Annotated in this window: 10 protein-coding genes; 7 read left to right on the top strand and 3 right to left on the bottom strand. The window is 46.3% G+C overall.

Annotated elements, in window-relative coordinates; translation table 11 throughout:
* Nucleotides 1-60: 60 nt before the first annotated feature.
* Nucleotides 61-1068 carry a class 1 fructose-bisphosphatase gene (locus A3GA_RS0101840; protein WP_018025684.1) on the bottom strand — a complete coding sequence of 336 codons (1008 nt, stop codon included), beginning with the start codon at nucleotides 1066-1068 and terminating at the stop codon, nucleotides 61-63.
* 24 nt (nucleotides 1069-1092) lie between these two features.
* Complete coding sequence (pepN, locus tag A3GA_RS0101845; protein WP_018025685.1) at nucleotides 1093-3810, bottom strand: aminopeptidase N; 2718 nt, start codon at nucleotides 3808-3810, stop codon at nucleotides 1093-1095.
* Between the two features lie 184 nt (nucleotides 3811-3994).
* Here pepN and A3GA_RS0101850 point away from each other — a divergent pair, with 184 nt between their 5' ends.
* From A3GA_RS0101850 to A3GA_RS0101875, 6 genes are all read left to right on the top strand, one after another.
* The gene (locus A3GA_RS0101850) at nucleotides 3995-4705 is read left to right on the top strand and encodes a DUF4136 domain-containing protein (RefSeq protein WP_018025686.1); all 711 of its coding nucleotides are present in this window, start codon (nucleotides 3995-3997) and stop codon (nucleotides 4703-4705) included.
* Nucleotides 4706-4845: 140 nt separating this feature from the next.
* Complete coding sequence (tldD, locus tag A3GA_RS0101855; protein ID WP_026156744.1) at nucleotides 4846-6297, top strand: metalloprotease TldD; 1452 nt, start codon at nucleotides 4846-4848, stop codon at nucleotides 6295-6297.
* A 143-nt stretch (nucleotides 6298-6440) separates the two neighbouring features.
* Nucleotides 6441-7505 (top strand): 3-deoxy-7-phosphoheptulonate synthase AroG, encoded by a 1065-nt coding sequence (gene aroG / locus A3GA_RS0101860; RefSeq protein WP_018025688.1) that lies wholly within the window; start codon nucleotides 6441-6443, stop codon nucleotides 7503-7505.
* Nucleotides 7506-7604: 99 nt separating this feature from the next.
* On the top strand, nucleotides 7605-8723 hold the full coding sequence (gene mnmA, locus A3GA_RS0101865; RefSeq protein WP_018025689.1) for a tRNA 2-thiouridine(34) synthase MnmA: 1119 nt from the start codon (nucleotides 7605-7607) through the stop codon (nucleotides 8721-8723).
* A gap of 17 nt (nucleotides 8724-8740) precedes the next feature.
* Nucleotides 8741-10123: an adenylosuccinate lyase gene (gene purB, locus A3GA_RS0101870; protein WP_018025690.1), complete on the top strand. Its 1383-nt coding sequence runs from the start codon at nucleotides 8741-8743 to the stop codon at nucleotides 10121-10123.
* 170 nt (nucleotides 10124-10293) lie between these two features.
* Nucleotides 10294-10764: a c-type cytochrome gene (locus A3GA_RS0101875; RefSeq protein WP_018025691.1), complete on the top strand. Its 471-nt coding sequence runs from the start codon at nucleotides 10294-10296 to the stop codon at nucleotides 10762-10764.
* Between the two features lie 55 nt (nucleotides 10765-10819).
* Here the strand turns inward: A3GA_RS0101875 and A3GA_RS0101880 are convergent, their stop codons facing one another.
* Nucleotides 10820-12145, bottom strand: coding sequence for a short-chain fatty acid transporter (locus A3GA_RS0101880; RefSeq protein WP_018025692.1), 1326 nt, complete (start codon nucleotides 12143-12145; stop codon nucleotides 10820-10822).
* A 213-nt stretch (nucleotides 12146-12358) separates the two neighbouring features.
* Here A3GA_RS0101880 and A3GA_RS0101885 point away from each other — a divergent pair, with 213 nt between their 5' ends.
* The gene (locus tag A3GA_RS0101885) at nucleotides 12359-12502 is read left to right on the top strand and encodes an entericidin A/B family lipoprotein (protein ID WP_018025693.1); all 144 of its coding nucleotides are present in this window, start codon (nucleotides 12359-12361) and stop codon (nucleotides 12500-12502) included.
* The last annotated feature ends 98 nt before the right edge of the window (nucleotides 12503-12600 follow it).

Below are 12600 nucleotides of genomic sequence, written 5' to 3' on the forward strand. Positions count from 1 at the left end.
CTTAGCCCATCATAATGAAGGCAGCTTAAACTGAGTTAAGCTGCCTTCATAAATCAAGCTTTAGGCGACATGCTCTTGATGATATTTTAAGACCAGTTCGACCTCGTTTTTAGAGCCCAAACACACGCTCACGCGTTGATGTAATTCGCTCGGTTGAATATCTAAAATACGTTGTGTGCAGTCGGTTGATAGACCACCGGCTTGCTCAATTAAAAAGCTCATAGGATTGGCCTCATACATCAGACGTAATTTACCCGCTTTTTGTGGCTCGCGCGCATCCCATGGGTACATAAAAATCCCACCACGCATTAGGATACGGTGCACATCCGCTACCATAGAAGCAACCCAGCGCATATTGAAGTTTTTCTCACGTGGACCGGTCGCACCGGCAAGGCAATCATCAATGTAATCACGCACCGGAGTTGCCCAATGGCGGTAATTCGACATATTAATAGCAAATTCCTGGGTCTCAGCGGGGATGGTAATTTGTTCTTGTGTTAGTAGCCATTGATCACTTTCTCTATCGTAGGTAAAGCCTACGACCCCCTGGCCAAGCGTCAGAATCAGAATGGTCTGTGGACCGTAAATGGCATAACCAGCAGCAACTTGTTGATGACCAGATTGTAGAAAATCTGCTTCGCTCAGTTCTTGCGCATTGTTAGGTGATTTTAAAATAGAGAAAATTGTACCGATAGGGGCATTAATATCGATATTAGACGAACCGTCTAAGGGGTCAAAGAGTAATAAATAATTCCCCGTTTTAGGTGCCTCTTTAAGACTATAAAAAGTATCCATTTCCTCTGAGGCGACGCCGGCTAAAAAGCCATTGCGGCCACTTTCGGCTAATAAAATATCATTAGCAATCACATCCAGCTTTTTTTGCACCTCGCCTTGTACATTTTCTGAGCCTAGGGTGCCTAAGACACCAGCTAGTGCGCCTTTAGCCACTTTATTGCTGATGCTTTTGCAGGAGTTACTAACTGCCATCAGGAGTCCGTTGAGCTCCTCATTACTGTGGTTTTGGCTTTGTAAGCGGTTTAAATAATCTGATAAGCTTTGATTTGACATGGTTGGTCCTAAAAAATAAATGATTTAATCTGTATGCGTGAGATTTAAGGTTTTATGCACAATTTCACGTAAATTTTTAGAAATAGCAGGCTGAGCAGCAATTTGCTCCAAGGCATTTTTCATTAAGGACTGATAGGGTTCGGCATAATGGGTCCAATTATCCATTACCCGGGCTAGGCGCGCAGCAATTTCAGGGTTAAACTCATCAATTTGTAGTACCTGATCAGCCCAGAACAGATAGGATTTACCATCCGGACGATGGAAGCCTTTGATATTGTTTAAGCAGAATTGGAAAATCAGACTACGGGCGCGGTTCGGATTACTGAGATTGAATGCTGGGTGCGCCATCAGTCCCTGAATATCTTTTAACTCACTTTGTAGTGACGCAGCTTGCAGTGCAAACCACTTATCAATCACAAGAGCATTTTGTTGATAGGATTCGTAAAAGGTATTTAACGGCAAGCGATCGCTTGTGCTATCACCGTAATTGACTAGCGCTGACAGTGCAGCGAGGCGATCGGTCATATTGTCTGCCGTCTCAAACTGAGTCTCAGCCGCTTTTAGCGCAGCCTCATCCTGAATCGCTACTAACTGGCTTAGCGCAAGGTTTTTAAGACGACGATGTCCCGCTTCGATGGCATTGACCTTATAGGGGGTGTTGCTATTGAGTTCAACATAGCTATTCCACCATTGCGTTCGCAGTTGGTAGGCCAAGGCCTTTTGAAAAAGTTCATAAGCAGATGCTAGGCGTAGCGGATCTAGTGACTCAATTTGCTCCATCAGCATTTTAATCCCGGGTAAGCTCAGTAGTACCGCACGATACGCGGCATCTAAGGCGGGATCCTGTAGGTTGCGGCGCCAAAGCGCTAGCACGTGTGGATTCAAGGGCAAGCTCGCTGCCTCATAGTCAGCTAAATTCGCTAACTCATATAAGCGCTTAATTTCAGCGGTGGCTATGCTTTGTGCTGTATACCAACGATTGTAGTGATCGCTATCATGTGCAGCAAGCAGCATTAACTCATCCTGCTGATAGGCATAATCAATGATGACAGGGGCCGAGAAGTTACGTAGTAAAGAGGGTACGGGCTTAGTCTCAACGCCTTCAAAGACAAATTCCTGGGAGGCCTCGCTTAAATGGAGAAGCACCTCCTCGTAATGACCTCCCTGATACTTAAAGGGGAGCGGCTTGCCTTCAGTATCCATCAATGCCACTTTAATCGGAATATGAAAGGGGAGTTTCTCAAACTCGGGGCTAAGCGTTTCTACGCCTACCTTAGGGCAGCTTTGCTGCATGCTAAGGCGGTAGCGTTTGGTGGCGCTGTCATACTGTGTTTGTAGCGTGACCTTAGGTGTGCCGGCTTGTTGATACCAACGTCTAAATACGCTTAAATCAGCTGTTGCGTTGGCTTGTTGGTAGGCCCATTCCATCGCATCGACAAAATCATCGCAGGTCACTGCCTGACCATCGTGACGGCGGAAGTACTCCTTAATTCCCTGTTGGAATAGCTCCTCCCCCAAGATGGTATGAAGCATGCGGATAACCTCTGCGCCTTTTTCATAAACGGTATGGGTGTAGAAATTGCTGATTTCCTCATAACTATTAGGGCGGATCGGGTGGGCCATCGGACCAGCATCCTCAGGAAACTGATATGTTTTTAACACCGTCACATCCTCAATGCGTTTAACCGCACGGGCTGTTTTGGCCGCTTCCTCAGTTAAGCCCATGCTCATCATATCGGCCGAGAACTCCTGATCTCTAAAGACTGTCAGCCCCTCTTTTAAGCTTAACTGAAACCAGTCACGACACGTGACACGGTTGCCGGTCCAGTTATGGAAGTACTCATGACCGATCACCGATTCAATGCCGGCATAGTTCGCATCGGTGGCGGTTTGTGGTTCAGCTAAGACATAGGCGGTATTGAAAATGTTTAAGCCCTTGTTCTCCATGGCGCCCATATTAAAATCACTGACCGCCACGATCATAAAACGATCGAGATCCAGACTTAAGTCAAAGCGTGTTTCATCCCAGCGGATGGATCGCTCTAAGCAGTCTAAAGCCCATTCGGTCTGTTGATAAGTGCCTTTATCGCTGTATATTTGTAATAACACCTCACGGCCGTCAGCCAGGGTGACTGTTTTTTCCCTTAAATCAAAATCGCCGGCCACTAGCGCAAAGAGATACGCGGGTTTTCTAAAGGGATCGTGCCAGATGGCCTCATGATAGCCATCGGCTAAATCCGATTGGCTAAGCAGATTGCCATTGGATAGTAAAATAGGATAATCTGCTTTAGGAGCACGTAAACTCACCTGAAACTCACTCATCACATCCGGTCGGTCAGGGTAAAAGGTGATGCGTCTAAAGCCCTCGGCCTCACATTGTGTATAAAAATAGCCACCCGACCGATATAAGCCCATCAAGGTTTTATTTTGTTCGGGTTGATTGCTGCAGCTGATTTGTAGTTCAAACTCGCCCACACAGTTGAAAATCCTTAAACCATCCTCATCTAAATGATAGTCATTTTCACTGAGTGGGATGCCGTTACGAGCGATGGCGATCAGCTCAAGCTCCTCGCCGTTTAACAACATATCCTGTGGGATATCCTGTTTGCTTTGCACCTGCATAACACTATGAACCAGTGTTTTATCTGGTGCTAAATTGAACTCGAGACTGACTTTTTTAATTTCAAAGGGATAGGCTTGATAATCTTGACGATAGGTTGTGGTGGCTTGCTTTGTGCTCATAAGCTTAATCTATTGATGCTATAAATATAATCGTTAGGTACTTTGTACGGTATAGACTATTATAGGTGAATAGCAGAAGCGACAAAACAGCATAGAAAGTTTCTTCAGGTAAATTTCCTAAGGTTTTTTATCAATAGCAAATCCTATACAATGATTAGCAACTTTCTTATAGGTAACTAAGGCGATGAAAAGATTTAATTCACAAAGACCCCGGCGCGTTTTAGCACTTTTTGCGAGCGTGTTTTTAACGGCTTGTGCAGGCTCTAATACCTTTACCGTGCAGCAGGAGGTATTTCAGCAACTTGGCGGTGCCACGCCGGGGGCGAGTTATGCGCTTAAGCACAGTGATTCGCAGAATCTTGAGCGTGGTGCCTATGCTAATCTACTGCAGCAAAATATGCACCGTACAGGACTATATCAAGCGACTTCTGCAGCCAAGGCCGATTATTTGGTGGATTTTAACTACAGCAGTGAGCGTCGTCAGCAGTTAGTGCGAGATTACGATCCCGATCCTTTTTTCTTTTATCCCTATATGGGCTTTGGTTATTGGCCTAGTAGCCATTTTTATGGCAGTATGATGTTCTATCCTAACTTCTACCACGGCTCTACGGTCCGCCAAGTAAATTATAATTACTACACCTTACAGGCCGTGATTAGCCGTCGCGCTGATGGTCAACCTGTTTATCAGTCAACGGTAGCCGCTAGCAGTCAAGCGCCCTTAGTGCAGGTGATGCCTTATTTAATGGCAGCGGTGTTTGACGGTTATCCTGGTCAAAGCGCAGGTGTGCGTGAGATTGTCTTTGATTTAGATGCACCGGGTGGTGGTTTGGGTGCGGCAGCTGAATTCAATACGCTTCAGCCCAAAGGCTCGCCGTCTCAGACTGCGCCCAAGTAAGTGTTTAATTGCGGTCTTTAGTTTTTTGCTCCATCGCAAAGCATTAGTACAAAAATTTATTCGAGTTAATGAGTTAAATCTACATGAGTTTACAGTCCCTAGTTAAAAATCAAGCGTCGCCGTTAGCGACACCCTTAGTCATGCCCGAGCCTGAGAGTGCCATGCTGATTGCCAAGTCCTTGCTACTAGAGCCATGGGGCATTGATGAAGGCCATTTGGAAAGTGCCATGGCGGAGATGTTTAGCCATCAGGTGGATTATGCCGATCTTTATTTTCAGCATAGTAGCAGTGAGGGCTGGTCCCTAGAGGAGGGGATTGTCAAGTCAGGCTCTTTTACTATTGATCAGGGCGTGGGCGTGCGTGCGGTCGTAGATGAAAAAACCGCCTTCGCTTATTCTGATAAGCTCTCGCCCGAGGCGTTATTAGAGGCGGCGGCAACCGTTAAAACCATTGCTGATCATGGTTCCCGTGAACGTGCCGTGCAGGTTAAAACCAAGCAATCTGTCGCGCATCAGCTGTATGGCGTAGACAATCCGTTGGACTCCATGAGCGCTGAAGCTAAGGTTGCACTACTGGAAAAGGTAGAGCGTCAGGCACGTGCCCGTGACCCCCGAGTGATTCAAGTGATGGCGAGTCTCAGCGCAGTGCGTGATGTGGTGCTCATCGCCGGTAGTGATGGTCGTTTGGTGGCCGATGTGCGTCCGCTGGTGCGTTTAAATGTCAATGTCGTGGTTGAGCAAAATGGTAGGCGTGAAAGTGCGGCTGCTGGGGGCGGCGGGCGTTTTGGTTTAAACTACTTTACGGATGCACTGATTGATGAGTATGTTAATCGTGCGGTTGATGATGCTTTACTTAATCTCGAAGCCCGTCCTGCACCCGCTGGTCAGATGACGGTGGTATTAGGTCCAGGCTGGCCTGGTATTTTATTACATGAGGCAGTGGGGCATGGTTTAGAGGGTGACTTTAACCGTAAGGGCTCTAGCGTATTCTCTGGTCGTATTGGGGAGCAGGTTGCCTCCAAGGGGGTCACCGTGATTGATGACGGCACCATGAGCGATCGTCGTGGCTCTTTAAATATTGATGATGAGGGTAATCCTACCCAGCACAATGTATTAATTGAAGACGGTATTTTACGTGGCTATATGCAGGATACGCTCAACGCCCGTCTGATGAAAACCTCAGTCACTGGTAATGGTCGCCGAGAATCCTATGCGCATTTGCCGATGCCACGCATGACCAATACCTATATGTTGGCTGGCGACAAGGACCCTGAGGAAATCATTGCCTCTGTAAAAGACGGTATTTATGCGGTAAATTTTGGCGGTGGTCAGGTGGATATTACCAGTGGTAAATTCGTGTTTTCCGCCTCCGTTGCCTATCGAATTGAAGACGGTAAGGTAACTTACCCCGTCAAGGGGGCGACTCTCATCGGTAGTGGCATTGAGGCCATGAATCAAGTGTCAATGATCGGTAACGATTTACAGCTGGATTCTGGGGTAGGTACATGTGGTAAGGATGGTCAGAGTGTGCCGGTTGGTGTTGGCATGCCGAGCATCCGGATTGACGGTTTAACTGTCGGTGGTACCGCCTAATTGATTGTTTCATCAATGATTAATTGCTGAATTATTAATAAAAAATGTAGCGAGATTAGGCATTTTTTCATTTTGTTGCAATACAATATATCTAAGCTTAGATAAGCATATAGATTTAAATTCATAGATTTGGAGTGATATAGGTGTCATACAATACAGATGATTTACGCATTGATGAGATCCGTGAATTAACGCCTCCCTCACATCTGATGAGGGAGTTTCCATGTACACCGGATATTGCTGGTGTGGTGCATGAGTCACGCCAAGCGATTCATAATATTCTTCACGATCAGGATGATCGTTTAGTGGTGGTGGTTGGTCCATGCTCTATTCACGATCCTAAGGCAGCCTTGGAGTATGCCGATTTGCTTAAGGTTGCGCGTGATAAGTACGCCGGTGAACTAGAAGTGGTGATGCGTGTTTATTTTGAAAAACCACGTACCACGGTTGGTTGGAAGGGCTTGATTAATGACCCTGATTTGGACGCCAGTTTTAATATTAACAAGGGCTTACGCATTGGGCGCCAGTTATTGCTTGATATTAACGCCAAGGGTTTACCAGCTGGTTGTGAGTTTTTAGATATGATCAGCCCGCAGTATATGGCCGACTTGGTGTCATGGGGTGCCATCGGTGCGCGTACCACCGAGAGTCAGGTGCACCGTGAGCTGTCTTCTGGCCTATCCTGTCCAGTTGGCTTTAAAAACGGTACCGACGGTAATGTCAAAATCGCCGTTGATGCGGTGCAGGCCGCTTCGCGCCCACATAGCTTCTTATCCGTGACCAAAGGCGGTCACTCAGCCATTGTCAGAACGCGTGGCAATGATGACTGCCATATTATTTTACGTGGTGGTAATGACGGTCCGAATTACAGCGCAGCGCATATTCAGGCAGCCTCAGAGGTGATTGAAAAGGCCGGCCTTAAGCCTAAAATCATGATTGATGCGAGCCATGCGAATAGCTCTAAAAAGCCTGAAAATCAGCCTATTGTGATGGATGACGTGGCGCAGCAAATAGAAGCGGGCGATCAGCGCATTTGTGGCGTGATGATTGAAAGTCACCTGGTTGCCGGACGTCAGGATCAGGTTGAGGGTAAGCCGCTCGTTTACGGTCAGAGTATTACCGATGGTTGTATTGATTGGGAGACGACTGAGCGGGTGCTCGCTCGTTTGGCCGAAGCAGTCAAAGTTCGTCGTCAAAAAGCGGCTTAATGCGCGCTTAAAATCTACATAAGGCTTGCAGTTTATGCAAAAATGGCTAAGTGAAATTCGCATCACTTAGCCATTTCCTATTATTTTTAGATATTATCCATGAGTAATTCCCCAACACTTTCCAACGGCAAACGCGTTGTTATCGGTATGTCGGGCGGTGTAGACTCCTCCGTCAGTGCTTGGTTGCTTAAGCAGCAGGGCTATGAGGTGATCGGTCTTTTTATGAAAAACTGGGAAGACGACGATACCGATGAGTATTGCTCCAGCCGTCAGGATCTATTGGACGCCGTGAGTGTCGCTGATCTTTTAGGTATTGAGATCGAGGCGGTTAATTTTGCGGCGGAGTATAAGGATCGGGTGTTCTCTGAGTTTCTACGAGAGTACTCAGCAGGTCGTACGCCGAATCCAGATGTGCTGTGCAATGCCGAAATTAAGTTTAAGGCATTCTTAGATCATGCCATGACTTTAGGCGCTGATCATATTGCCACCGGTCACTATGCACGGGTGCGTCAGGTAGAGGGCGAGCATGGCACCGAGTTTCAGTTATTAAAGGGTGTTGATCCGAGCAAGGATCAAAGCTATTTCTTGCATCGTTTGAACCAGGCGCAATTAAGTAAGACGCTCTTTCCGCTAGGTGAAATTCATAAAAGCGAGGTGCGTAGAATTGCTGCTGAGCTGCAGTTACCGAATGCGAGCAAAAAGGACTCCACCGGTATTTGTTTTATCGGCGAGCGTCCTTTTAGAGAGTTTCTTAATCGCTACTTACCAACAAAACCCGGACCGATGGTCACCGATAGTGGTGAGGTGATCGGTGAGCATATGGGCTTATCGTTTTATACCTTAGGTCAACGCAAGGGCTTGGGTATTGGTGGTCTGAAAAATTATCAGAGCGAGGATGGCACTGCGCCAGCTTGGTTCGTGGCTAAAAAAGACTTGTCATCCAATACGCTCTATGTGGTAAATGGTCACGATCATCCATGGCTTTTAAGCAAAGAAGTGGTGGCGGAGGATGTTAGCTGGATCGCAGGACAGGCACCGGCGGCGGGTAATTACGCCGCTAAGACCCGCTATCGACAAGCGGATGCGCCTTGCTCCCTAGAAGTGACAACGACGGGTATGAGTTTACGCTTTCCTGAGCCTCAGTGGGCAGTCACCCCGGGGCAGTCGGTGGTATTGTACGACGGGGATATTTGCTTAGGCGGCGGTATTATTTATTAACTATTATTTTTAAGATTATGAAAATTGCGGATCAATTAACAACACTAAACGCTTTATCACCAATTGACGGTCGTTACGCTACGCGCGCTGACGCTTTACGTCCTTTTCTCTCTGAGGCTGGTTTTATGGCTCATCGGGTCGAGGTTGAAGTGGCTTGGCTCAAGGCCTTAGCCGAGGCCGGTTTACCTGAGTTACCCGCCTTTGATGCCGAAGCAGTTGCAGTATTGGACGGTTTAGTCAGTGATTTCTCTGAGGACTGTGCTGTCCGTATTAAGGAAATTGAAAAAACCACTAACCACGATGTGAAGGCTGTAGAATATTTTCTTAAGGAAAAAGTGGCTGATCATCAGCGCTTAGCGGCAGCCGCAGAGTTTATTCACTTTGCCTGCACCTCCGAAGATATTAACAACACGTCCCACGCCTTGATGTTAGTGCGTGTAAGGGATCAGGTGCTATTGCCTAAGCTAAAAGAAGTGCTAGCTCAGATGGTGGCTTTTTCCCATGATTTAGCCGATCAGCCGATGCTCTCCCGTACCCATGGTCAGCCAGCTAGCCCCACCACCATGGGTAAGGAGTTTGCTAACTTTGCGGCGCGTTTGCAGCGTGCTATTGCTCAGATTGAGCAGGTGGAACCCTTAGCCAAATTAAATGGTGCAACGGGTAACTATAATGCTCACTTAAGCGCTTATCCTGAGGTAGATTGGCCAGCCTTAAGTAAAAAGGTTTTAACTGGCTTAGGTCTGACACAAAATGAATACACCATTCAGATTGAGCCACATGATTGGATGGCGCAGCTTTTTGATGCCATTGCTCGTGCTAATACCATCCTGATCGACTTTAACCGTGATATTTGGTCTTATATTTCCTTAGGTTTCTTTAAGCAGCGCCTAAAAGAGGGCGAGGTGGGTTCTTCTACCATGCCACATAAAGTCAACCCGATTGATTTTGAAAACTCAGAGGGTAATTTAGGTCTTGCTAATGCCGTATTTCGTCATCTCTCTGAAAAATTACCGATTTCACGTTGGCAGCGTGACCTAACCGACTCTACGGTGTTAAGAAACTTAGGCGTGGGTTTAGGTTATTGCATGGTGGCTTGGGATTCTTGCCTTAAGGGTATGGGCAAGTTGCAGCTTAATGCCCAGGTAATTGACGAGGATTTAGACCAGTGTTGGGAGATCCTTGCAGAGCCGGTGCAGACCGTGATGCGTCGTTATGGCTTACCACAACCTTATGAGCAGTTGAAGGCTCTAACACGCGGTCAAGGCATTACTGAAGCTGCCTTAAGCGAGTTTATCCATGGTTTAGATTTGCCTGAGGCGCCAAAGCAATATTTATTAGCTTTAACACCGCGCAGCTACATCGGGCATGCCGCTAAACTAGCAAAAGCCTTTAAGGGTTAATTGAAATAATTTGCAATATTCTAAAAGAGTCGTTACTTGTTCTTTAGTTAAAGCTTACTTATAATTGACAAGTCAATGAGGTACCGATGGGATTTTTCGCTCGGTACCAAGTTGATAATTTTGTTTTTTGATGTTGCGCACCTATTGCTACATTGATTTTAGGGGAATAGATGATGAAAAAATTATTAAGTGCTGCCATCGTGGCAAGCTGTGCTTTTGCCAGCACCGCGGCTTTAGCAGTTACACCGGCTAAGGACCATTTTGAGTCAACCGATGATGCCGTTGAGTATCGTCAAGCGGCTTTTAAGCTAATCGGTGATGTATTTGGTGCTCGTTTAGGTGGCGTAGCGCGTGGTGATATTGAGTACGATGCTGATGCAGTCAAGGCTAATGCTCAAGTATTATCAACGCTTATCAATCTGCCGTGGGTTGGTTTTGCGGATGGTCGTGAGGGTGGTAAAGCCTCGGATAAAATCTGGTCTAACAAAGACGATTTTAATAAAAAGGCTCAAGCCTCGATTGATGCCGTTGCTGAGCTTGAAAAAGCCGCAGAAAGCGGTGATTTAGCTAAGTTCAAGCAAGCCTTTGCGGGCGTAGGTCAGTCCTGTAAGTCCTGTCACGACAGCTATCGTGAGAAGTAGGATTGAGATTGAAATAAAAACGGGCGGCTAGATGCCGCCCGTTAAGCTTTCTGGATTAGAAAACAAAGTAGAATACGCTGCTAATAATCAGCCCTGACACAATGAGGGTAAAGAGGCAGAAACCCATAATATCACGTGCTTTTAGACCGGCAATCGCTAGTGCTGGTAAGGCCCAAAATGGCTGAATCATATTGGTCCAGGCATCGCCCCAAGCAATACTCATGGCCATTTTCGCCTGCTCGATATTGGCGCCCATGGCATTCATCTGATTAACCGCTTCAATCATCACCGGCGCTTGCACCGCCCATTGACCACCGCCACTCGGAATAAAGAAATTAACCAAGCCGGCACTGAGGAAAGACAGTACATAGAAGGTTTTTTCTGAGGCCACGCTGACAAAGGCATTGGTGATATTTGCTGCCAAACCGGACTGTACCATCATCGCCATAATCGCCGCATAAAAAGGGAACTGAATTAAAATAGGTCCCACCGCGCGCACGGAATCATCTACCGCATTGATAAAATTACGCGGGGTACCATGCAGCACGATGCCTGCAAAGAAGAAGATAAAGTTAATAATATTTAGGTTTAAACTACCACCTTTAACAAAGTAACTGATGATATAAATCCAGCCTAAGACGCCGATGATCAGGTTTAAAAGACGGCTATGCTCGAGGCGCTCAGCCGGCGTCATTTGCACTGGTTTAGCCTCAGGCTCTGCTTCCTCTAATAGCTTAGGATCGATAATGACACGCTCCTCCTTGGACGGGTGCATCAATAGGCAAAGAATCGGGATGCAAATTAATAATGCCACGCAAATAATCAGATTGCCCGTAGAAAAAAGTGTCTCACTGATTGGAATCACACCGATCTGTGCTTCATAAGGGTGCTTGGCGGTGGCAATGCTCAGCGGAATAGAGCCAGCAATACCGCCGTGCCAAATCACAAAGCCACTATAGGCACTGGCAATTAATAAGCGATAGTCAGTGTCATTACGTTGTCTAGCGACCTCTTTAGCAATGAGCGCGCCTAAGACTAAACCAAAACCCCAGTTAATCCAGCAGGCGAGCGCAGTTAAAAAGGCGACCATCATAATGGCCATGCCGGCTGATTTAGGTGCTTTTGCTAAGGATATTAAAATACGTTTAAAAAATGGGCTTTTAGCCATCACCGAGCCACACAATAACACCATGGTCATTTGTACCGTAAAGGCCATTAAACCCCAAAAGCCATTACCGAAATAATCCACTACATTGAGCGGTGCTTGATTGGTAAAAGCACTTAAAACAAAAACAACTAATGACAAAAGAATGACGAAAATATAAGCGTCAGGTAAATAGCGTTCCATCAAACGTGTTGACAGACGTGTTAAAAATCGCATGATATATTCCTCCTTAGCGTGATTTTTACGAGCCTATTTTGTCACAAAGATTTTAGTTTTTAAAGAAAAATAACATAATTAGGGTGTTTGCTTAGAATTTGACACCTTTTATTGGTGGAGGAAAAGGGCGTAACGCTTTAAAATGAAACTATCTTAGCTATTAACGAGTGGCTGAGATTACCATCAAAAAGTTTTTTAAATTAAGGGGTTCTTATGAAACTAAGTAAATTAACACGCATGTTTGTATTAGCCTTAGGTTTAGCTGGCGCAGTGTTCGCTACTGGTTGTAATACAGTACAGGGTGCGGGTGAAGACATTGAGGCCGGTGGCGAAGCAATTCAGCGAGCTGCTAAGTAATTAGCCACCAGCACAAGCTATCCGCTGACGGATAGATTCCCATACCGGTGCCACAGTCATCTGTCGCACCGGTTTTTTGCGTCTAGCCTTTAGCTAAG

This window comes from Oligella urethralis DSM 7531, assembly GCF_000372065.1.
Taxonomy (GTDB): domain Bacteria; phylum Pseudomonadota; class Gammaproteobacteria; order Burkholderiales; family Burkholderiaceae_B; genus Oligella; species Oligella urethralis.